Here is a 22,390-nt window from a genome sequence, read left to right as displayed (position 1 = left end):
TATACTAAGACTTATTTTACCATATCAATTATACCTCGGCATACGGAGGCCTTAACTTCCAGCTGATGTATGTACACCGCTGAAAGACGTTAAAAATAATTTAATCATTATGTAGTACGCATAAAAAGGTCAAATTGTTTCATTTTTTTAAACTTCTCTATAAAAAAAGAGATAGCTCCTAAGGAACTACCTCTCTCGTATTGTAAGTACTATATCGTTTTTTAGTAGATCTTAGCGTTTCTTAAGAACATGCAGAAATAGCTACAAGCACCCAGGCAACGATAAATAACATGCCGCCGATCGGGGTAATTGCTCCAAGCTTTTTCACACCTGTAACGGCCAATACATATAAACTACCGGAGAAAAACACAATACCTGCCAACATTAAGTAGCCTGCCCAAGAAAGCATACTAGAGGCTCCTAAAAGGGCATCACTCGATAAAATACCAAGCCCTAGTAAGCCTAATGCATGATACATATGGTATTGCACCGCAGTTTCCCAAATAGCTGCATAATGTGGTGACGCAAATTTATCTTTTAGTGCATGTGCTCCAAAAGCGCCCAGCACGACACCGAGACAAGCCATAATTGCTCCTATCGCCAATAAAAGTTCCATGTATGATTCTCCTATTTCGTCTCGCGTGCGATTTCTTTGTACTTCGCATCCCATGCCGGATCAATTTTACTTAAGGACACCGGACGTAACGTATCTTTTTGAGCTAGAATATGTACGGACTGAGCAGTAGCTGCAATCGTGCCATCTTCATGTAAAATTTCATAGCCATATGTTGTACGTAAACGATCGTGTTTTTCCACCCATGTACGGACCGTTGCCACTTGGCCATAATGCATAGCAGCCTTATAAGAAATGGATAAATCCATCACTGGAGATACATAACCGTCTTTTTCTAACTGAGCATACTCAAAGCCGGCATCATTTACTAACTGAGAACGGCCTATCTCCATCCAAATAATGTAGTTCGCATGATACACTACGCCCATTTGGTCGGTCTCAGCATATCGAATTTCGATTTGTTTTTCACTTACAAACATTTTCTTCACCTCGTCCTACATTATAGCGTAAAAATATTGATTTGGCGGTGTTTTTGCTTTATTGATTTTTGTGGGGAGAAAATAATGACCTGAATAATAGAGGTGATTCATTAAAAAAGAAGTTTTTTTATATTTAACTATATGCCATTTAAACTAACTCGTTAAAATCTTTTAAGGATACTTTCTGGGGTAAATAGCCTTATCTCATAAACACCATCTCCAACATCTTTTAATGAAAATAAAAAAAACCCACATTAAGTGGATGCTTCAAAACATTTAATTATATGAAACGCGGAATTTCCTTACTTGTGCCATGTTAAAGCACCAATTCTGTCCTTCATTCTGACAAAAGATCTCTCCATTTTTAATCATGCTTCCTATTTTATCAATTACATCATTTTCGTTAGCACCAGAAACATTTATATCTTCTGCTGGAGCATCATTAAATAATAGCCTTACTTTAAACTCCATAATTCTCACCTCCAACCCAATAATAAACCAAGAAATGAACTATATGTAAGAACTTTTTGCTCTCAAAACCGCACCAAACTCTACCCTCTCATCACAAAGTGTTTTGGCTGTTTGATGCAGTTTTCAAAGCCAAAAGAAAAAGCCTCCATCCTAAGATGAAAGCTTCGTTATTGTAGTAATTCGAGTTAGCTCACTTGCGAAACTGTGGTAGAGCTGCACCACGTTTTATCGTAAAGCAAATTGTGTTTTTACTTAGTGGTAATCGTGTGAACTTCGTCAACTTTCCATATTTCAGTCAAACTTACTAAAACAAACTTACTGAGCAACAAGTGCTCGAAAATGCACAATCCTCTCAAACTTCTATTTGTAAGAATAAAGCTAAGCTATAAATGTAAAAAGCCACACCTGGTTAGATGTGACTTGCAATAAAATTCTTAAGCCAACCTTAAAATGACAATAGACGCGCTGATAACCAGAGTGCCTCCAATAACTGTATTTAATAAAGCTGTTGGGTTTGGATGAATATTTCTCAAAGTAAGAACATTCGATGCATTTAAAGTAGTGATTACTTGACCATTTTGCGGGTCAGAACCACCATTGCCTCCGTAATTGGAACCTGCTATTTGGTTGTCGCCATTGAAAAGGGAAAATGCAAAAGGGCCACCTGTAACGAACACCTCGTAGGTAATAAGATAAATACCCGTTTGATTTATAATGATAGGTGCTGTTCCTGGTACATGTGTTACAAACCCTGCAGGTGTAATATTGCCATTTGTATTGAAAGTAACTGAACCATTATTCGGAATACCTGGTTGAGCAGTTGTATCATAAATATAAGCAAACCCTGGAAGACCTGTACCTAAAGGTTCTTGTGGGACTTGTATTCCTCGATGAACATTTTTATTATTACAACTTTCTTCGCAATCATCATGAATTCTGCTAATTCTTTTATTAATTGAATCCTTTTCACGTCTATCGAAACTTTCAAAATTCATTTTGTCATCCTCCTTGTTATTACATTATTCAATGGAGGGAGACAATTATGATGAAGGGAGACAATTATGATGAAGGGAATGATTTTAAAATCTTCTTCTTAAATAAAACATTTAAGCTAAGTTAATCTCTAATCTCTTAAAAAGTATGGACTGGCCAGGTTTGTCTTGCCTCGAACAAGTTTATGAGGTGCAGGTAAGTCGTCGGTCTCGCACCCACATTTATTTTTTTCTTGGTGGTGATTCAAAGTATTATTACAGTTACTCCCCATTTAAATATCCCTCCTTTTTACTACATTATTCAAAGAAGGAAAAATGAAATAGACTAACTTGTACTTTCTTTTATCTATAAATGTTTTAAAGATTCCTAATCTATTTGGGCCGGCTATAAGCAAAAACACCGCCAAATTAATATTTTTACGCTTTTTTTAATGTATAAGTATCTTCAATTTGCACAAATTAATATGAGTGTATCTTACTTATTAGATTGTGGCGTTTGTTGGTCGTCATGACCTCCATATTTGTACTTTAGGTAATTCATTCCATATCAATAGTTATTTTTCTATTCAATTTACTATTATTACATATAGAGGTGCTTTAATTGACTACATTCGGAAAATGCTTATATATCGCTTTCTTTTTAACACTGTTTTTATTTACTACTGTTTGGGATTATTTCAAAAACGGTAATTTGCCTTGGCTTGAAAATTTTCTCTTTTCTTTTTGGGTAGCAAGTTTTTTATTTATCGCATTGCTACTTAGAAGTAAAAAAGATGAAACGGAAAAAAGCTAAAACCAGAGGCTGATTTGAATATTCTATTCACCTTTTACAAAACATTTCTCTCAGCATATCCAGTAAATACTATGATGAATTAGATTTATTTTGTAACCTTATTAATGAATTTCACGATGGCGTCATGCATTTGATCTAACGCCGGTTGTTCCACTGGATAGTGACCACCGTTTTCTAACTTAACTATATTTACATATACCTTTTTTATTTTATCTAAGAACGGTGTACTTAAATGCAACGGTGTCCATCTATCATGTTCAGGTTGTGTTAAATGGCATGTAATTACCGTAACTATTTAAAAATTCCATACTCGCCTTATTTGCAGCAGAAGTTTTATCACGATTAAATACTTCCATAACATTCTTATTATTACATAGGGCACTCATTTTAGAAGCCGTACTCATCTTCATCTTGAAGCTTCCGAGCCCCATTTTACATGCAACCCCTGCCATTGGAATTCCAACCCGGCTCATAAAGATATTTCTAGCTGTTTCATCACGAACTTGTTGATTTCTTTGGTCCAAAAATGTCATACCGATGATGCCTTTAACTTTCTTATTCTTAGCAGCCCTTTCTCTTTCCGAAACATTTCTTTCATAAAGAAGGAAGTAATTATAATTTTTTATCGATTCTAATGACGACGGCAGTTGCTATCCTTGTCTAGCTTTGTTTCCCCCTTCTTTTTAATGCTTCCCCATTTACCTTTCGCTGAATATTATAAGAATTATAACTGATTAGTTGAGGTGAAATATGGATTTCAATCATTTACGTTATCTTGCGATAGGCGATTCCCTCACTGTAGGTATCGGTGTTCCTTTTATGGATCCTGGATATGTTGAATATTATAGATGTCTAAGCCAGCAAATTTTAAAAAATCGTATTTCTTATCAAAAATTTGCAAGGTCAGGAGCAACGACAGAGGATGTTATAAATATGCTAAATGCACCTATTGTTATGGAAGCTGTAAAGTGTGCAAATATCATCACAATAACAGCTGGAGGGGATGATTTAATAAACGCTGCTAAAGATTTTCTAATTAATAAAAACGAAGAAATTATAGCTCGTGCTATTAAACAATCAGGGAAAAACATTTCAAAAATATTAGATAAAATTCACCATCTAGACAAACAAGATCGATATATTTTACGGTTACAGAATTTATACAATCCATTTAGCGATATTCCTATAGCAGATGAGGGAATTAGAGCGTTTAATTCATTGATTAAAAGTTTTGGTCGGGAAATGAACGTTAAAGTAGCTGATATTTATAGTGTATTTAAGGGGAATGAAAAAGCTTTTATATCATCAGGAGGCGTTCATCCTAATAGTAGAGGATACTATCAAATGGCATTAGCTCTTAGTAAGCTCGGATTTTCCCCGTTATAGGACATAGGCAGTAGGTATAATCATTTTTCTAATAAAAGGCTGAGCATTATTGTCAGCCTTTTGCTAATTAATAAAAAAGTTTCTTGTGCTTAGATACACCCCGGTGAACCATATCAAATTCAGCTTTCTTTGGTCTGTATACCAATAGTTTTCCCAATCTCTTTCTAATTCTTAATGCTCCTTTGCTTCGCATTGAAATATTCACTTACCCTTGGATAGAATCAACTGAATTAGTGAACAATTTCGCATTTGATTAAACGTCTCAAACACTTATAGTCAGGAACTTACTGTAACATACAAATTAGATATAGATTGATGAATAAAGATGATGTAGGGATTCAATTAAATCCTCTTTTTTAATGGAAAACTCTCCTTCTACTCAAAATGTGCAGTAAATGTCAAACTTAAAGATGTCAATTTTTTAGTTAGTGTATAATTTTAATAGTTCATGTAATGGTAAACTATTAATATCGTTCAAGTTTATAAAATATGGTAATTGCCACTTTTGTGTTGCTATCGCTTGTTTGCTAGTGGGAGTATCCCAACTAGGATAAACTCTAATTGCCATTTTCCCCGTTGTATTAGTGGTTTTAAGGATGTTTTGTTTTAAAAGAACATTTTTCGGAAAAATGAATTGGCCAAAATCTCCATTATTATTAAAAGTGTTTATTACCAATAAATCAGTAGCATTATCATATGAGAATGCTTGGTTTTTATTATCTTCATTCTTTTCCCAAAAGGAGACAAACTGTCCTATCTTAGTAGGTGTTATTTTTGCAACTCTAAACCTAACCGATTTAGAATTTAACTGAAATATCCCTGCTCCATAATCTGAATTTTGAGTTTCTTCTTCGATATTTTTTATAGTTAAATGATATGGTTTATAAAGTAATTCATCTACATATGCTAACATCTTCTTAAAATTATTCATAATTCCCTCCTTATCTTTTACTACAATATCCCAGTATATCATTAAGAATTTGTCACCGTCATTGATAATTAAAAAAGCTTTATTTCTCCATTTCGATTTACTGAACATTTTCTTTCAATTACTCACTTACCCAATCCTCTGCGCAAATTAAGTTCAAGTTATTTTCTTTTATTTTTCCCAAATTTCTCATTACCACGTTTAAAATTACCCGTAATTTTAGCTAACAATAACTGTACCGCGAGTATATTATCCTCAACTTCATTTATTCTTACGATAAGACGTTCGGCTTCCCTATCCTTTACAATTTTAATTTGTTTACCTTCGTAATATATTACTACCGTTCCCTTTTTCGTTATTTGATAATCAAATGGTTCTTCACCAAGTCTGTTTCGTTTATCTATTTCACTCACTACACCGTCCCCCTCATTCATTTAGTTTCAGATATTATATTCAAATAAATCTGTTAGTTCACTTGTTTTCTTTATAAATAATGTTTTCTCTTTTTACTGCAAACCGTAAAAGGTTAAGTTCTGAGCTGTGGTGTATGTAGACTCCCAAGCTTTATAACCACTGATATTTTCTTTGTGCTAAGCCACTTGTATAAAAAAAGCTTTTGTTTTTCATTCATTTACTTTAATATCGATAAGGGCACCCCCAAAAAAAGAGATCGAGGTGCTAAAATGTACGGTATTATTAATTATGAAATGTTTTTATTAACCGGGGTTTTATTAAATCTAATCCCTGGTGCGGACACCATGTATATTGTTGGTAGAAGTATTTCACAAGGTAGAAGAGCTGGTATTTATTCTGTATTTGGTATTATTACTGGTTCCTTAGTTCATACGTTATTAGTTTCTTTTGGTTTATCGCTAATACTTACAAAATCGATTGTATTATTTAATACCATTAAAATTGTTGGTGTTATTTATCTTGTTTATCTAGGGATTAAAATGATACTAGATAAGTCAAACATTGGTTTCGAAGCGTCATCTAATAAATTAAACTTAAGAAAAATTTATATACAAGGACTTTTAACGAGTCTAACGAATCCTAAAGTTTCTTTATTTTTTATTGCGTTTCTCCCGCAGTTTATAGATGTTAGGGCATCAGGTCCTATCCCTTTTTTAATTTTGGGTCTTACTTTTACAGCAACTGGACTATTATGGTGTTTATTTGTTGCTTATTTCTCTTCGTACGTTACTAAAAAACTAAGAGGAAACCAAAAGGTAGGAATAATCTTGAATAAGATAACAGGAATGATATTTATTTGGATGGGGTTAAAGCTGCTTCAAACGAAAGCTCCTCAATAAATTTGTATAACAATGCCCCCTATTCACAATGTTATATTGAATTTGAACAGTCCTTTCAAATTAGAAAGGACTGTTTTCTTATTAATCCACTCCTTTGACTGCACTCGTCATATTGTTCATTAGTTTAATGAGGCATGTGACGACGCTACGGCTTTTTTATTTTTTAATCTATTTCACAGGCAATTCACTATACAAACATAGCTATCACATCATAATAATAGTAATGTAAAGCTAATTTAGCCTTACACCTCCGAAACTTTTTTCTAAGGGTCACTCCTATCCCAAGTGGCCCTTTTTTATTATCCTATCTCACAAAAATATATTTTTTTATGCCTACAGCTGAATGGTTTAACACCCTACTCCTTCTCTACAGCTTACATATTATAGAGTGTAGAAAGGAGGGATATATTATGGGATACTACGGAAACGTTGGTGGAATAAATAATGGATGCTACTATGGTGGCGGATATAATAATGGTTCTTCATTTGCCTTAATTGTAGTTCTATTTATACTTCTAATTATTATCGGAGCTACATTCCTGAATAGAGAGTATTAATATTTCCGATTTAAGGGTCGCCTTCAGACTGGTGACCCTTTTATAGTTACTTTCCTCAAATCGTTCAGTAATCACCTGTATTACACATACAATTTTTGGTATATTATGATATACAAAAAGTTTTGAAAGGGGTACATATTTTGAAGACAAACAATATATCCATCAGGAAAATGACTGATAATGATTATGATTTAATGGCTACATGGTTAAGTACAAAAGAAGTTTTAGAATTTTATGGGGATATTAATTCACCATTTACAAAAGAACAAGTAAGGATAAAATATGAACCACGAGTTCATGGTGAAATCCCAGTTTTCCCTTTCATTGTTGAATTAGACGGTTCCCCTATAGGATTTATGCAATACTATAAACTTCAAGAAGAAGAACAAAAAGAATTAGGATATTTAAATAATCAAATGATTTTTGGAATTGACCAATTTATCGGTAGTCCTAAACTGTATAATAAAGGTTTTGGAACGATTATGGTTAGTAAATTTATTGAACTCATTATCAGCATTACTGACGCTGATATAATAATATTAGACCCTGAAATTTCTAATGAAAGAACTATTAGATGTTACGAAAAATGCGGGTTTTCAAAAGTTAAAAAAATTAATAATGAAAGTGCATTGTTAATGGAATTAAAAACTACTAAAATCTAACTATATATTATTATTAGATGTACAATTTCTTCCTAATATCCAACCTACTTCAAGATCCATAACAATCAATGCCTAAAAACGCGAGAATCAATTTTTGAACATTGATTTCTCGCGTTTATTTCTGATGTTAATTTCGCTTTGCAAATATACTTATGTCTCAGCCTATTTCAGACTTTTGAAAGAGGAAATTGTCTTCGATTGAAAGTTAATTGTTTATACTCTTAAAAGCTTCAGTTTGTTCCTTGATTCCTTTTTCCGCAGCAAATCTTTCAATACTAGATGCACCAAAGAAACCAACTATTCCATCGACTCTTTCAATAATATAAGCAGCATCTTCCGGTTCTGCAATTGGACCTCCATGGCAAATTGCTAAAATATCTGGATTTACAGACTTACCAGCATGAATAATTTTTTGGATTCGATCCACACAGTCATCTAAAGTTAATGCTGTTTGTGCACCAATCGTCCCTTTTGTTGTTAATCCCATGTGGGCCACTAAAATATCTGCACCCGCTTCAGCCATTTTCTTCGCTTGCTCTTCATCGAAAACATATGGAGTAGTTAGCAAATCTAATTTATGCGCTTCTCTAATCATCTCCACTTCTAAATCATAGCCCATTCCTGTTTCCTCTAGATTTTGACGAAAAACCCCGTCAATTAAACCGACTGTAGGAAAGTTTTGAACGCCACTAAAGCCTTGATCTTTCAGCTGCTTTAAGAAAACACTCATTAGTTTAAAAGGGTCTGTTCCATTAACACCAGCTAGTACTGGGGTATCTTTTACAACAGGTAATACTTCATTACCCATTTCAACAACAATTTGGTTCGCATCACCATACGATAATAAACCAGCTAGTGAACCTCGGCCAGCCATTCTATAACGACCTGAATTATAGACAATCAACATGTCGGCTCCACCAGCTTCACTACTTTTCGCTGTAATTCCTGTACCAGCGCCAACACCTAGAAGAATATTTCCTTTATTAATTTCTTCTTTAAAACGATTCAATATTTCTTGTCTCTGTAACATGATCGTTGTCCCTCACTTTATTTTCTATTAATGCAATTAACTTTTTCGCTGCAGCTAGTGCAAACTCCTCACTATTTATGTCCGCATTGATTTCAATCATTTCCACTTTACGTTGGTCAACATTTTCTCTTAATGTATCAAATAACATATTGTCTTCCTCTAAACCATAGAAAGGCTGCCCCTCAACATCAAGTCCAGAGAGCCCTTTGAGCGGTAAAAATAATGCCGTGTACCCTTTGGCTAAAGATAATTTTTCAGCAATTACCTCACCTATTTGCTTGTTTTCTTCAACAGATGTGCGCATTAAAGTAACTGTAGGATTATGCTTATAAAATGTTCTTCCTTCAAATTTTTGAGGGACAGAATCAAATGGACCAAAGTTCACCATATCTATTGCTCCTACTGATACAACCTGAGGAATTTGTTTTTTTGATGCTGCTTCTAAACGATGCGGTCCAGCTTTCAATACGCCCCCAATCAACTCATCGGCCCATTCAGTGGTAGTAATGTCAAGGACACCATCTATAAATCCATTAGCTATTAAATTCTCCATCGTACGACCACCAACACCTGTTGCATGGAAAATTAATACTTCATATCCTTTAGCTTCTAAGAAATCTTTAGCCTGATTAATACAAGGTGTTGTCAGTCCAAACATTGTTGCAGCAATAAGGGGCTTCTTTTTCACTATCGCTTTATTTTCAAAGTTAAGCATGCCTGCTATCGCAAATACTGCATTCGTAAAAATTTTAGTCGAAATTACATTTAAACCAGCTACATCCACTACTGACGGAATCATCATGATGTCGCTAGTCCCTACATACGGCTCTGTATTACCAGAAGCAACTGTTGAAACCATTACTTTAGGAACACCAATTGGTAAAGCTCTCATGCCAGTTGTAACAATAGACGACCCTCCAGTACCTCCAAAGGATAGTACACCATCGAATTTACCTTCTTCATACAATTTCGGTAAAAGCACTTCCATCCCTTTAGCAAGAACTGCGGTTGCATTTGCTCGGTCTCTTTTTGCTGCAATCTCCTGTATATCTTCTTCAGCTGCAGCCGCTACTTCAGCATTTGATACATCAGGCTCAAATACTGGGGTGAAAACACCTGTATGGATTGTGAAAGTATTGAAACCTAACGACTCAATCAACTCTTTTACATATAAATATTCTTTTCCTTTTGAATCAAATGTTCCTGCTAAAGCAATTGTCTTCATATTAACTCTCTCCCTTCTTGATCTTTAAAACATTAAATAATCATATAAGAAAGCGGTTTCATTTATTACTCCATTCCATAATAACGTTTTCTTTCGGGAGAGTTAATGTGTTTTTGTTCTATAAAATTGTCTCTTTGTTATATTATCAATTATGCCTTGCATAATTGCGTCTGGAATCAGCTTTGTGCTTTGGCCTGCATTTTTTGTGCGAAAGCGTAAACGACAGTAGCACCGATTCAGGTCAGTTAGCCGTTATTGCATGGATGCGATAATTTTAGGCTAACATCACCTGCTGAAAGAAGTTAAATAGTTTTTAGGTGATACACCTTTATATTTTTTAAATATTTTACTAAATTGAGTATAATCAGGGTAACCTACCATTTCAGCAATATTATTTAGAGGTAGTTTTTCAAATTTTAAAATTTCAATCGCCCTATTAAGTCGAAAATGAATAAGATATTCTGTAAATGAAATACCCATTTCTTTCTTAAATAAGGTGCTTAAATAAGAACGAGACAAGTTTAATATTTCTGCCATTTCATTCAATGATATTTCGTCCATATAATGCAAACTTATATATTTCTTAATAAAATTAATATAATCATCATGACTTCCTAAACCATCTGTAATTTTACCGATTAATTCTTCCAACTGAAAATCGTTCGTTTGCTTAAATGATTTCGTAATATGTATGAGAGTTTGTTCATTTGGAATTCTTTCAAAAACAGAACCTCCGATGTAGCCCATAATCGTAGTATCATCATACATATATTGAACATCTATTGGTTTATTAACCGGGCCGCCGTAAATCATTTTAATAATGTTTGGATTCAGTTCATTACATTTATTAAAAATATTTACCGCCACTTTTTTAGCAGCCTGTAAAGATAAAATCTTTTTTGCCCCTAACGAACCACCATTCGTTAAACCTAAGTGAACACAAATAATATCTGCACCTGCTTCTACCATACTTTTAGCTTGCTCTTCATTAAAAACAAAGGCTACAGTAAACAATCCCTTTTCACTAGCGATACGAATTGCTTCAACCTCTTGTTCATAAGTAATCCCTTGTTCCTCTAAAGCTTCTCTAAAAAGTCCATCTACTAGGCCAATACTTGGATAATTATTAATGCCTGTAAATCCATTTTTCTGAATTAAATCGATATAGCTATCTAACTCAATTGTTGGATCAGTTGCACATAAACCAAAACAAACTGGAATTTTTTTAATTATCGGAATGATTTCTTTACAGGCAAAATCCATTACTACATCATTACTATTTGCATACGGTAAGAAACCGGCTAATGAACTTACACCCATTAATCTGAATCGGCCTGAATTTAATGCTAAAATAAAATCAGCACCGCCTTGTTCTGCGTATTTAGCCGTCATTCCAGAACCAGCAGCAACACCTAAAATATAATTATTATTATTAATTTGTTTTCTTATATTATTTTTTATTTCATATTTCTTATTTAGCTTGTCCTCCATATATTTTTCACCTCTACTAACTTTATAAAGTGCTGTAAAAATCATTTGTTTTTAATTCAAGACTCCTAATAAAACCCTCACTTAAATTACCCATAACCTTTTTACATCAATCAATTCTTGTCCATCGAATTCCATTCTGTATATATCTGGCTTTGTTGTATGTAATAAAAAGTTCAAATCGTATCTACTATCAAAAAACTGCATCATTAAAGTCATCACAGCCCCATGTGTGCCAATGACTACTTTCTTTCCTCGATTTGTGATTAATATTTCTTTTAAAACTCTTATAGCACGGTGTTGGCAGTCAGCATTAGACTCCCCTCCCTCTAATGCATAGGTTGGATCAGAAAATGACTTTTCTAATAAAGGGAATAATTCCTTGTCAGAAATTCGCTTATCTCCAGTACAAAAAATTTGCTCTTTAAGATCTTCAAATATAATTACTTCTTTTCCTATTTGTTCAGCGACTTTTTGAACAGTTAGGATTGAACGACTATACGGGCTTGAGATAACAGTATCAATGCCCTCTTTTTGTAGAATATCAGTTATTCTTTGAGCGTCTAATCTACCTTTTTCAGTTAATTCTCTCGTTCTTTCATTTCCGTCTTTTGGTGAATCACCGTGACGTACCATATATATGAATGTTTTCATAATGCCTCCTATAATTTTCATACTTTCTATGCTCGAGGTTATGATCTTAAGCATTTATGTAACGAAGCTAAAAATCCATATTCTTCTACTGTTCATCATCTGATATCGGTAAGACTGTAGAATATTTAACTTCTCTTAAAGATAGGTTTGTTTGAATGCGGGAGATGCCTAGCCTATTTAATTTTCTTATAAAGCAATCTAATTCTTTTCGATCTCGAATAATAACCTTTAAAAGATAATCATACTCTCCTGTTAAACAATGACATTCTAATATTTCTGGCATTGTTTTTAAGGCATTTTCCAAAGCTTCTAATTCCTTAGCTTGATGAATATTTGTACTCATGAAAACGTAGCACAGTAAGTCGAATCCCAGTTTTTCATGATTTAGAATGGCAACTTGTTTGTCAATAAACCCTTCACTTTCTAAACGTTTTATCCTCGTATGGGTTGCCGGTGGGGACAAATTCACCCGTCTCGCTATCTCTGCATTACTTATCTGAACCTCTCTCTGCAAAATATCTAGTATTTGAGTATCAACACTATCTAATAATTTTCTTTCAACATCTCTCATGCTATTTTTTCTCCTTTTTTTATTCGAAAATTCATCTACATTTAACAGCTATTATTAATATTATTCCGTAAAACTCTATTATTCTTATTGTTATTTTGATTTTTATTCATTGTACAAAATATTATACTGCGTAAAAAGTGAAAATGTTATGATTCTTTTATCTAATATAACTCGATTGTACATATGAGAATCAAAGGAGAGATCGGATTTGCCGAATGTCTATGTTTTATTAATGCTTTTAACTAGTTTACTTTGGGGAGGCAATTTTGTTGTTGCCAAATCTCTTGTTGATCATGCCTCTCCCTTAACATTGACGAGCTTAAGATGGATTATTGCCGTCGCTGTACTTCTTCCAATGGTCTGGTGGAAAGAAAAAAGATTGCTTCCCTCCCGAGATGCCCTTCTCCCTTTATTGTTAATGGGCATTACTGGTGTGGTATTGTTCAATATCTTTCAATTTTTAGCATTAGAAAGAACTACGTCGACGAATGTTGGCCTCATTTCAACATTAAATACAATTTCAATTGCCGTTTTTTCATTTGTCTTTCTAAAAGAAAAAATTAATATGCTCCAAGCACTTTCAATGCTACTTTCATTGTTCGGTGTTCTTCTCGTACTTTCAAAGGGAAACATCAACCTTTTATTTTCTTTTCATTTTAATTTGGGGGATTTATGGATGCTTGCAGCTGTATGTATATGGGGTATTTATTCCGTCTGTAATAAATGGGCAATGCAAACTACCTCTCCACTAATGGCTACTTTGTATTCAGGTATATTCGGACTTATTATACTATTGCCGTTTAACCTTAAGGATTTTACCATTTCTAACGTGAATCATTCTTTTATTCTATCCCTGTTATATACAGGCTTTATCTCCACTGTCGTTTGTATGGTACTTTGGAGCATTGGTATTCAAAAATTAGGGGCTACAACATCCGGTGTTTTCCTTAATTTCAATCCGATTTTCACGGCACTTCTAGCGTTTTTATTTATAGGAGAGAGCATCTCTTGGACGCAAGGAATTGGGGGATTGATTGTTATTATGGGATGTTTTTTATTTTCACATTTTAAAACAAAAACAACTTATTTAAATACGTCGCTTTCAAATTAAAAATTTTGGTGTTTTCTAAAAAGGAATTACTATTTATTCCTTCGAGTTCTTGATTTTTTAATGTTCACTGTCTTGTTGATAATGAAACAATTCCTTTCCCATTAACCTTCGTACATGGGTTATACTTTATATAAGGGGTATGATGAGTCCTCACGAAAACTGCACGAATGTCTTCGGCGACTGAAAATAAATTGTATGAGGTGGTATGAAGATGGGAAATTGTTGTAGTAGTAGTAATAAAAAAATAAATGAAAACACTATTGTATGTCCCTCTTGCAAAACTAAAGCTAAAAATGTACAACTACTAACTCTTAAATCAATGTTGAAACCAGCTGTCTTAGGATCAATAAATGCTATGGAAAATCACTATTTTTGTGCTACTAAAGATTGTCATGTCGTTTATTTTGATACGAGTCATAAGGAGTACTTTCTATCTGATATAAAGGTAGATGTACATCAAAAGGATGATTCATTAAGTACACCGGTTTGTTATTGTTTTGATTGGACTAAAGAAAAAATTAAGCAATATGTTGAAAATGAACTTAAGCCTAATCCATTAGAACATATTCGTGCAAATATAAAAGAAAATCGTTGTGGCTGCGAGATAAACAATCCACAAGGTAGTTGCTGTTTAGGGAATGTTACGAAATATATTAAAGGTCTAGCCTAGCGTAGTTATCCTAAAAACCTTAAAAAAACAAGGTTTTTAGGACCTTTTTTTGTTCTTATTTCCTTCTAACCTCCAATCGTTTATAAACTAAACTATTATTCTTCGTAAAAAGCCATTTTTATTTAAATCATACCATTTTGTATCTTCTCTTCTGAATAAACTTTTAGATGATTCATAATTTCTTTTGTGTAAATTCCAATGCAGCAGTCCCGTTTTGCTGTAATGAAATCACCGGAGTTGACACATTGCTTCTCTATATAAAATTCACTTCCACTATAATTTGAACAACTATTTGCAATAAACCCAAGAGAGTTGCAAGTATGCTCTACTTTATTTAAATACCCGTTGTATGCTAAAAACGTAGTTGCATCACAGATAGCTGAAATTAACACATTGTTTCGTTGACAGTAATCAACTAATTTTGTTACTTCAGCTAATTCATAGTTTTTCTCTCTCCAAATAGTTCCTCCGCACAACAAAAGCAGTTCCATATTAAAATTGCTATTGTTTCTCAAATAGTCCTCGATAGAAGAATTGTTATCCGAGAACCATTGATGATAAGTCGAAGACAATATCAGCATTTTTAAGAATCGTTTGCTCATCTTTTTCCACCCTTTTAGTAATAAGATGATTAATATTATTTTCTGTATGTATACTTTTTAGGGCGTCTAGACCAATTAGTATAGTTTGTAATTCATCAATGGATAAAAACTTTTTATCAATTTTATAGTTGGCTAATATCCCTAATCCTCCACCTTGACCGGGATAACTTTCTATCGGGATTCCAGCTAAATTCAGTGATTCAATATCGCGATAAATAGTTCGTTTCGATACTTCAAGCTTTTCGGCCAATTCTTGTGCTGTGAGTTTCTGATGATTAACTAATAAATTTAAAATACTAAACATTCGGGCCGATTTCATTTCTTCTTCCTCTTTCAATGTTTCTATAACAGTATTTATCCTATTAGGATGACTTTCGTTTATCTTTACCCTTTTGTTCAGTCTGAGCTTTTCTCCAATAAGTGTTTGATCCATTACTTTTTAAAGTTGCATTTTTTGGTACCTGTTTCAATATAAGAAGATTTAGTAAATCAACTGACGATCCCATCGAGTTAAGTATGATCAGGAACTTTAGTGTCGTTGTTAAGAGTCCAAATACACTTAAAATCAGTGGTAAAATTATTGAAAGTATAATAAAAGGAGCAATTGTAATGAATATATACCTTGATTTTGAAATCTCTTCTTCCGTAATTACAAAACCCCCGAATAGAGTAAGCCCTACTGAAGTTTTTTCTGATCTAATAAAGTTAGGAATGAATATCAAATGAAGTAATTCGTGAATTATTAATAGTAAGGCGATCCCCAAAATAACGCTTAAGTTAATGGTTATTGAAATTCCACCAGATGTAAATCCAAAATCTCTCAAAGAAATACTTGAAAAAATATTTATTACCCCAATAGAGATCATTGAAGCGACAATCATTAAAGGGATAGATAACAATATAGCACTTGTTAAATTCTTAGGCTCTTTCAACGGAATCCAGCCATTTTTAATTAAGTCTTCATGTAAATTTGGGTTACCTTTTGGCAATTTGTTTAGTATTTTCATTTAACCCCTCCAATTTTATTGAATTTTAATAATTTCACTTAATTGGAATATACCCTCTTTTATTTCATCGATAGAAGCATACCCATAAGAAATTCGTATAAACTGTCCTGATTTTTCAGCATAAATACTACCGGGATTTAGAAGAATATTGTTGGATAATGCTTTTTCAAACAGCCTTTTCACCTTAAATTCAGGTTTTATTTTAACCCATATGAACAATCCACCTTTTGGGATGTCCCACGTAGCGTAAGGACTCAAATATTTATCCAGTGCATCTAAAGCAACTTTTCTACGAATCCTAAGTTGTTCTCTTACTTTATCAAGATGTCCATCATAGAAATTACTAGATAGCCACTCCGCGGCAACGAGCTGTGATAGAGTACTTGAGCCATAATCGGATTGCATTTTTAAATCTGCTAATCGATTAATAACTGACTCCGAGCCAACTATCCAGCCAATTCGTAATCCTGGACTAAGGGTTTTTGATAAACTCCCGACATATAATACATTTCCGTAAAGGTCCATTGCTTTCAGTGGTTTAGGTGGTGGGTTATCAATCCATAAATCACGGTACACATCGTCTTCTATAACTGGCAGCTGCTCTCTTTCACAATAAGCAATTAATTTCTCTCGTCTCTCTTTTTGCATTAAGGCGCCTGTTGGATTATGGAAGGTTGGAATCGTATATAAAATATTTTTTCCTTTTTCCTTTGTCGGATAAATTGAATCGATGATAATCCCCTCATTGTCCATCACTAACCCTTTCAACTCCATCCCCGCAGACTCAAAAACAGTCAACGAGTAAAGATAGGACGGCATTTCTAACAACACCGTCGAACCTCTTTTTAGAAGTCCAATCGAGATTAGATGTAAAGCTTGGAGCGCACCAGATACTACGAGAATGGACGACGGTGATGCTTCGACTCCTCTTACCTTTAAATAGTCACTAATGGCTTGGCGTAATTTTATATTTCCCTTCGGCTCTTCATAGCCAAAAGAGGTTAATTGATTCGATACCTTTTGAACGATGAATTTCATCTCTTCTAAAGGGAACATCTCTGGTGATAACTCCCCTTTACTCAATTGAATAAGATTCGTATTCGATTCCGCTTCGTTAATCTCCTGCACCATAGATACACTGGGTTTATGAATGCCTAAAGTGACATTTTCATTCCAGTTTGTCGAGGATTTTGCCCCCATCAAAGTCCAAGTATTATTGGTGACGATTGTTTCCTTTCCTGCCTTACCTTCTAGTAGCCCATCTGCCATTAGTTCCTCTAATGCCGTTATGACTGTACTACGATTAACCTCAAACTGTTTTGCCAAATTACGTTGGCTTGGTATGGGGCTTCCAATCGCCCACTCCCCTTTAGCAATTTTTTCTTTTATAAAATCAATAATCAATTGATATTTTGGTTTTTTCATATGTACGCCCTCTTCTGACTGGTTGGTTTTTTTTATTTTAACCTGTTGGAGAAATTTTATCAAAATCCTATTAATATTGAAAACAACAATTTAATTGGTTGGATGATAAAAGTAAAACGAGGTGTATTCATGTTAAAAACATTAGATTTTAAGATTATTTCTGCTCATTTCATAACAATCATTTTATGGGCATCGGCTTTTCCAGGAATACGGGTGGCATTGACGGCCTATTCACCTGAACATATATCACTTTTACGATTATTAGTCGGCTCATTCGTCTTAATAATCATAGCAGTTATTACAAAAACTCCTTTGCCTGCGTTAAAAGATATCCCAATTATTTTATTACTTGGCTTTTTAGGTTTCACCGTGTATCAACTAGCGCTAAATTATGGAGAGCAAACGATTAGTGCTGGCGTTGCAAGTTTACTTGTTTCAACAACCCCTATATTCACCGCTTTATTAGCTGTAGTCTTTTATCGTGAGAAGCTTGGATTATGGGGATGGGTTGGTTCACTTGTTGGCTTTTGTGGTGTAGCATTTATTACAGTAGGAGGTTCAACTGAAGGTTTTTCTTTTAATACGGGGATTATTATCGTTTTAATAGCATCCATTTCAGAAAGTATTTATTTTGTTTTTCAACATCATTATCTAGAAAAATACGGGGCTATCCCCTTTACGATGTACGCAATTTGGTCAGGTACTATTTTTATGCTACTATTCTCACCCGGGCTAAGTGATGCAATAATGGATGCACCGTTAAATGCAACATTGGTCATTTTATATCTTGGAATCTTTCCAACAATCATTCCTTATTTTACGCTAGCTTATGTTACCTCACGAACTGGAGCAGCTGAAGCAACAAGTACGCTATATTTAACCTCTGTTTTTGCATTTCTTATCGCATGGATTTGGCTTGGTGAAGTCCCACATTTTTCAGCCGTAACAGGTGGCTTAATCACTTTAATAGGGGTATTTATTGCCAATATAAAGAAAGAAGATATTGTTCAAGAAAACAAAAATGCTCAGAATTTAATCAAATGATCTCGATTAAAAAAATAGCGTTGACAACCCTTAGTAAAATCTAAGAATCGCTAATTTTTCATCTTTTGAGTAGTTACTTCGAGCCATAAAAAAATGCCCCCTAGAAAAACAGATTTTTATTTTTTAATCTGTCTACCTAATGGGGGCATATCACGTTTCACTACTCGTTAATGAATATATTTACTATTTAGATCAATCAAAAATAAAATTAAACAACCAGTTACCCCAAAATCCATATTTAACCTATTCATTTCCGTTACATTTACAATTTCAGAATCTACAAATAAATGTCGAAAAAACTTCGTTAAAGAGTGTAGGATACGGTATAAATTTCTCACGTTTTTTTAAGGTTTTGACCAGTTTTTTTGAACCAACCTCGTCTCCTCTACTTCCTATGCTAAACAAAACATATTAATGTTTAATTTGTAAAGAAATCTTCAGTATTGAGTTCTTTCTATTTAATCTTTTATGAGTATTTATAACCTAGATGGTTGGGCTTTCGATATTCTTTGGAATCGGTGGGTTATATATTGCGCCCCCTAATTGGTCCTTTAACTCAACTTTTGCTTTTTCAATGATTTGTGGTTGTAACAGAATATCGATGGCTGTAGTTGCCATTACCTTTCCGGCATGAAGCATCCCCTTGTGTCCGATGGATGTTCCTCCCTGTGCTACAACTTGCCAAGTATGAAGCTGTGTACCCATTGCAAAACAATTCGTTGCACACTGCACAGTAGGTACATTCCAACTAACATCTCCTACATCAGTAGAACCTGTCATATTAAATGTTTTATCTACATATGGCATTAAAATGGAAGAAATCTCTTGTTCTTTAATTTGCTGTAGTAATTCTTTTGGTACTGGTAGCTGAGAGAGCATTCGGAAAATACTTAACTTGTCTGACTCTGGCATCGTGTTGCGAATTTCACTTGCAAAAGCTTTTTCTTCTTCATTAAATATCGGGACACCTACCTTGAGGAAATTCTGATACATTACAGCAGCTAAAGTTTTGTTTGGAATTAGATTAGAACATCCTTTGTTAAATTGGATTTCCATTTCTGTTTCAGTCATCATCGCTGCGCCTTTTGCTACCTTACATACACGTTGATAAATTTCTTCAACTTGCTCCAATTTAGGAGCCCGTACCAAATAAAGTACTTCCGCTTCGGCTTGTACAACGTTTGGAGCTAGTCCACCAGAATTTGTAATTGCATAGTGAATACGCGCTTCAGGTATAATATGCTCCCTCAGGAAATTAACCCCAACATTCATAAGTTCTAAGGCATCTAATGCACTTCTCCCAAGATGCGGAGATGATGATGCATGGGCTGCCTTCCCTTTAAATTTAAATGCTACCTGATAGTTTGCTACATTTGTCACTGATGCAACAGCGTTAAATGGATAAGGATGCCAAGAAATAGCAATATCTACATCATCAAACAAGCCTTCACTTACCATAATGGTTTTGCCAGATCCGCCTTCTTCCGCAGGGCAACCGTAATAACGAACAGTTCCCTGTAGCTGGTTTTCTTTCATGTATTGACGTACTGCTATTGCAGCAGCTAACGCCCCAGTACCTAGCAAATTGTGACCACACCCATGACCATTTCCGCTTTTTTCGATAGGACTTTGTGTAGCTTGACCTCTTACCTGACTTAAACCAGGTAAAGCGTCATATTCTCCTAGAATGGCTATAACTGGTCCACCATTTCCATAGTGACCGATAAAAGCAGTTTCAAGTCCGGCTACTCCTCTTTCAACCTTAAATCCTTCTTCCTCTAATGTCTTACAAATTAGCTCTGCTGAGCGAAACTCCTCAAACTTTGTTTCGGCATATTCCCAAATACAATCACTTACACGAATCAATTGCTCTCTTTTTTCCTCAATAATGTCACATATTCTCTGATGATTAAACATAAAAAACACCCTTTCTGTGATAGGCTATTGTACTTGGAAACCTATCTCTCTTTCTTTTTTATTTGTTTTATCCGAGTTCGTTTCAATTGTCAGTCCTATCAAAAGTGAAATGATAAGCGCTGCAATTAAAAACCAAAATCCAGCCTCATATGAACCATTAAATCGCTCAATCATAAATCCCATTACTGTAGGAGCAACGACACCTGCAAAATTTCCAGAAAGATAGATCCATCCTGAGGCTCTCCCCACACCTGAACCAGGGATATGTTTTAGAATAATTGTAAATATTGTGACAACTCCAGATACAATGCTGATACTTGCTATCGTCATACAAATCAAAACTTCTACGATGGAAGGAGATTGTGTCAAAAACAGTAAAGAGATAATTGTCGTAAGAGAACCTGTAATGATAACAATTTTCTCCCGTCCAGCTACATATTTATCAAGTATCCAGCCTATTCCAATTACACCCACTATTGTTAAAATTGCCGGAATAGTAATTAATGCACCCATCGACACTAAATTTAAATGATGTACATTTACCATATATGAAGGTAACCATGACTGACTGCCCCAAGATACAATGGAAAAACCAAAATAAACAACCATCAATTTCCACAATAAAGGTTTTTTGAATAACTCAATCAATGTAATTTTTTCATTAGTACTATGCTTTTGAACATCGGTGCCTCCAGGATGGTAGTACTTGATGTATAGTGGAGAAAGAAGTAAACCAACACAACCTAAAATAACAAACATTAACTTCCATCCGAATCCAGTTATTAAACCAGCCACAAATAAAGAACCTAGCGCACCACCAATCTTTCCTCCAGCTGAAAGAGTGGATTTAGCTCGCGAACGTTCTTCAAAGGGGAATGTTTCTCCAATGGCTGCTACACTTGCTGCTGGGTAGCTTCCTTCCCCAATACCAAATAAAAAACGAATAGTAATTAATGATGCTAAGGACCAAGCAAGCCCAGTAAAAATCGTAATCACGGACCATGTAATTAAAGAAATAACAATCACTTTTCGCGTGCCAAATCGATCTGCTAGACTACCACCAATTGGCTGCATAATCGCATAACTTAAAAAAAAGCTACTGATAACTAAACCCATTTGTGTTTCTGTTAAACCGAACTCTTTAGAGATAGGGATAACAGCCACATTAATGGCAACCTTGTCAAAAGTACTGAGCAGCTCTCCAAAAATAAGAAATACAAGAATTACTGTTTTTGTTTTTCTATTTGTAGCAGTTGTGTTCATCTTTGATTCCCCCTTTGTTAATTTTCCTGACAATTATTCTTGTATGAAAAAAATTCGCCATATCTCCCCCTTGTATAAGACTATTGATTTTTAGACATAAATAAGACAAATTGTCTGAAAATAAGTATAAATTTATTAATGTCCTTTTTCAAGGCTTTTTTTATTCATTTCCATTGTCAAAAGGAATGGCTTATAATTGTTATCAGTGAATAAAAGGAGGGATTGAGA

Annotated in this window: 27 protein-coding genes; 8 read left to right on the top strand and 19 right to left on the bottom strand. The window is 34.2% G+C overall.

Going from position 1 to position 22,390, the window contains the following annotated elements; genetic code table 11:
• Nucleotides 1-241: 241 nt before the first annotated feature.
• From ACFVT8_RS05785 to ACFVT8_RS05770, 4 genes are all read right to left on the bottom strand, one after another.
• A complete protein-coding gene (locus tag ACFVT8_RS05785) occupies nt 242-616 on the bottom strand; it encodes a DUF423 domain-containing protein (RefSeq protein WP_387082656.1) in 375 nt (124 codons plus the stop codon).
• Between the two features lie 11 nt (nt 617-627).
• Nucleotides 628-1,053, bottom strand: coding sequence for an acyl-CoA thioesterase (locus tag ACFVT8_RS05780; protein WP_387082655.1), 426 nt, complete (start codon nt 1,051-1,053; stop codon nt 628-630).
• A gap of 276 nt (nt 1,054-1,329) precedes the next feature.
• Entirely contained in the window at nt 1,330-1,524 is a 195-nt protein-coding gene (locus ACFVT8_RS05775; RefSeq protein ID WP_387082654.1) for a hypothetical protein, read from the bottom strand.
• A gap of 434 nt (nt 1,525-1,958) precedes the next feature.
• The gene (locus ACFVT8_RS05770; RefSeq protein ID WP_387082653.1) at nt 1,959-2,519 is read right to left on the bottom strand and encodes a hypothetical protein; all 561 of its coding nucleotides are present in this window, start codon (nt 2,517-2,519) and stop codon (nt 1,959-1,961) included.
• Between the two features lie 598 nt (nt 2,520-3,117).
• On the opposite strand from ACFVT8_RS05770, the gene ACFVT8_RS05765 reads away from it, so the two are divergent.
• The gene (locus ACFVT8_RS05765) at nt 3,118-3,309 is read left to right on the top strand and encodes an RNA polymerase subunit sigma (RefSeq protein ID WP_387082652.1); all 192 of its coding nucleotides are present in this window, start codon (nt 3,118-3,120) and stop codon (nt 3,307-3,309) included.
• A gap of 85 nt (nt 3,310-3,394) precedes the next feature.
• On the opposite strand, the gene ACFVT8_RS05760 is transcribed toward ACFVT8_RS05765, so the two are convergent.
• A complete protein-coding gene (locus tag ACFVT8_RS05760) occupies nt 3,395-3,547 on the bottom strand; it encodes a hypothetical protein (protein ID WP_387082651.1) in 153 nt (50 codons plus the stop codon).
• A gap of 19 nt (nt 3,548-3,566) precedes the next feature.
• Nucleotides 3,567-3,842 (bottom strand): hypothetical protein, encoded by a 276-nt coding sequence (locus ACFVT8_RS05755; RefSeq protein ID WP_387082650.1) that lies wholly within the window; start codon nt 3,840-3,842, stop codon nt 3,567-3,569.
• Between the two features lie 217 nt (nt 3,843-4,059).
• Between ACFVT8_RS05755 and ACFVT8_RS05750 the strand changes: the two genes are divergently transcribed.
• A complete protein-coding gene (locus tag ACFVT8_RS05750; protein ID WP_387082649.1) occupies nt 4,060-4,695 on the top strand; it encodes a GDSL-type esterase/lipase family protein in 636 nt (211 codons plus the stop codon).
• A 421-nt stretch (nt 4,696-5,116) separates the two neighbouring features.
• On the opposite strand, the gene ACFVT8_RS05745 is transcribed toward ACFVT8_RS05750, so the two are convergent.
• Nucleotides 5,117-5,626, bottom strand: a complete 510-nt coding sequence (locus ACFVT8_RS05745) for a MepB family protein (RefSeq protein WP_387082648.1) — start codon at nt 5,624-5,626, stop codon at nt 5,117-5,119.
• Nucleotides 5,627-5,784: 158 nt separating this feature from the next.
• Nucleotides 5,785-6,036: a hypothetical protein gene (locus ACFVT8_RS05740; RefSeq protein WP_387082647.1), complete on the bottom strand. Its 252-nt coding sequence runs from the start codon at nt 6,034-6,036 to the stop codon at nt 5,785-5,787.
• 270 nt (nt 6,037-6,306) lie between these two features.
• On the opposite strand from ACFVT8_RS05740, the gene ACFVT8_RS05735 reads away from it, so the two are divergent.
• From ACFVT8_RS05735 to ACFVT8_RS05725, 3 genes are all read left to right on the top strand, one after another.
• Nucleotides 6,307-6,936: a LysE family translocator gene (locus ACFVT8_RS05735; RefSeq protein WP_387082646.1), complete on the top strand. Its 630-nt coding sequence runs from the start codon at nt 6,307-6,309 to the stop codon at nt 6,934-6,936.
• Between the two features lie 410 nt (nt 6,937-7,346).
• A complete protein-coding gene (locus ACFVT8_RS05730) occupies nt 7,347-7,493 on the top strand; it encodes a YjcZ family sporulation protein (protein ID WP_387082645.1) in 147 nt (48 codons plus the stop codon).
• 140 nt (nt 7,494-7,633) lie between these two features.
• The gene (locus ACFVT8_RS05725) at nt 7,634-8,155 is read left to right on the top strand and encodes a GNAT family N-acetyltransferase (RefSeq protein WP_387082644.1); all 522 of its coding nucleotides are present in this window, start codon (nt 7,634-7,636) and stop codon (nt 8,153-8,155) included.
• Nucleotides 8,156-8,360: 205 nt separating this feature from the next.
• Here the strand turns inward: ACFVT8_RS05725 and ACFVT8_RS05720 are convergent, their stop codons facing one another.
• From ACFVT8_RS05720 to ACFVT8_RS05700, 5 genes are all read right to left on the bottom strand, one after another.
• Nucleotides 8,361-9,185 (bottom strand): phosphoenolpyruvate hydrolase family protein, encoded by an 825-nt coding sequence (locus ACFVT8_RS05720; RefSeq protein WP_387082643.1) that lies wholly within the window; start codon nt 9,183-9,185, stop codon nt 8,361-8,363.
• On the bottom strand, nt 9,151-10,410 hold the full coding sequence (locus ACFVT8_RS05715) for a Tm-1-like ATP-binding domain-containing protein (protein ID WP_387082642.1): 1,260 nt from the start codon (nt 10,408-10,410) through the stop codon (nt 9,151-9,153). Before ACFVT8_RS05715 ends, ACFVT8_RS05720 begins: the two co-directional genes overlap by 35 nt.
• Before the next feature lie 285 nt (nt 10,411-10,695).
• Nucleotides 10,696-11,901, bottom strand: coding sequence for a phosphoenolpyruvate hydrolase family protein (locus ACFVT8_RS05710; RefSeq protein ID WP_387082641.1), 1,206 nt, complete (start codon nt 11,899-11,901; stop codon nt 10,696-10,698).
• 81 nt (nt 11,902-11,982) lie between these two features.
• The gene (locus tag ACFVT8_RS05705; protein WP_387082640.1) at nt 11,983-12,552 is read right to left on the bottom strand and encodes a histidine phosphatase family protein; all 570 of its coding nucleotides are present in this window, start codon (nt 12,550-12,552) and stop codon (nt 11,983-11,985) included.
• A gap of 85 nt (nt 12,553-12,637) precedes the next feature.
• Nucleotides 12,638-13,123, bottom strand: coding sequence for an Lrp/AsnC family transcriptional regulator (locus tag ACFVT8_RS05700; protein ID WP_387082639.1), 486 nt, complete (start codon nt 13,121-13,123; stop codon nt 12,638-12,640).
• A 208-nt stretch (nt 13,124-13,331) separates the two neighbouring features.
• Here ACFVT8_RS05700 and ACFVT8_RS05695 point away from each other — a divergent pair, with 208 nt between their 5' ends.
• Nucleotides 13,332-14,234 (top strand): DMT family transporter, encoded by a 903-nt coding sequence (locus tag ACFVT8_RS05695; protein WP_387082638.1) that lies wholly within the window; start codon nt 13,332-13,334, stop codon nt 14,232-14,234.
• A gap of 211 nt (nt 14,235-14,445) precedes the next feature.
• Nucleotides 14,446-14,904: a putative iron-sulfur cluster-binding metallochaperone gene (locus tag ACFVT8_RS05690; RefSeq protein ID WP_387082637.1), complete on the top strand. Its 459-nt coding sequence runs from the start codon at nt 14,446-14,448 to the stop codon at nt 14,902-14,904.
• A gap of 122 nt (nt 14,905-15,026) precedes the next feature.
• Here the strand turns inward: ACFVT8_RS05690 and ACFVT8_RS05685 are convergent, their stop codons facing one another.
• Genes ACFVT8_RS05685 through ACFVT8_RS05670 form a run of 4 tightly spaced genes read right to left on the bottom strand, consistent with a single transcriptional unit; the run spans nt 15,027 to nt 17,938 of the window.
• Nucleotides 15,027-15,506 (bottom strand): DJ-1/PfpI family protein, encoded by a 480-nt coding sequence (locus ACFVT8_RS05685; protein WP_387082636.1) that lies wholly within the window; start codon nt 15,504-15,506, stop codon nt 15,027-15,029.
• Nucleotides 15,442-15,825, bottom strand: a complete 384-nt coding sequence (locus tag ACFVT8_RS05680) for a helix-turn-helix transcriptional regulator (RefSeq protein WP_387082635.1) — start codon at nt 15,823-15,825, stop codon at nt 15,442-15,444. The genes ACFVT8_RS05685 and ACFVT8_RS05680 overlap by 65 nt, the downstream gene beginning before the upstream one ends.
• Before the next feature lie 43 nt (nt 15,826-15,868).
• Entirely contained in the window at nt 15,869-16,513 is a 645-nt protein-coding gene (locus ACFVT8_RS05675) for a DUF3267 domain-containing protein (RefSeq protein ID WP_387082634.1), read from the bottom strand.
• Between the two features lie 15 nt (nt 16,514-16,528).
• On the bottom strand, nt 16,529-17,938 hold the full coding sequence (locus ACFVT8_RS05670) for an aminotransferase-like domain-containing protein (protein ID WP_387082633.1): 1,410 nt from the start codon (nt 17,936-17,938) through the stop codon (nt 16,529-16,531).
• 129 nt (nt 17,939-18,067) lie between these two features.
• Here ACFVT8_RS05670 and ACFVT8_RS05665 point away from each other — a divergent pair, with 129 nt between their 5' ends.
• Nucleotides 18,068-18,982 carry a DMT family transporter gene (locus tag ACFVT8_RS05665; RefSeq protein ID WP_387082632.1) on the top strand — a complete coding sequence of 305 codons (915 nt, stop codon included), beginning with the start codon at nt 18,068-18,070 and terminating at the stop codon, nt 18,980-18,982.
• Nucleotides 18,983-19,465: 483 nt separating this feature from the next.
• Here ACFVT8_RS05665 and ACFVT8_RS05660 read toward each other — a convergent pair whose 3' ends face one another.
• Together ACFVT8_RS05660 and ACFVT8_RS05655 are read right to left on the bottom strand one after the other, a co-directional pair.
• Nucleotides 19,466-20,899, bottom strand: a complete 1,434-nt coding sequence (locus ACFVT8_RS05660; protein WP_387082631.1) for a M20 family metallopeptidase — start codon at nt 20,897-20,899, stop codon at nt 19,466-19,468.
• 24 nt (nt 20,900-20,923) lie between these two features.
• A complete protein-coding gene (locus ACFVT8_RS05655; RefSeq protein ID WP_387082630.1) occupies nt 20,924-22,162 on the bottom strand; it encodes an MFS transporter in 1,239 nt (412 codons plus the stop codon).
• Nucleotides 22,163-22,390 lie beyond the last annotated feature (228 nt).

The organism is Lysinibacillus sp. NPDC058147 (assembly GCF_042884205.1).
Taxonomy (GTDB): domain Bacteria; phylum Bacillota; class Bacilli; order Bacillales_A; family Planococcaceae; genus Lysinibacillus.
The sequence above is the reverse complement of the archived record's forward strand: the minus strand, read 5'-3'. Positions and strand labels throughout refer to the sequence as shown.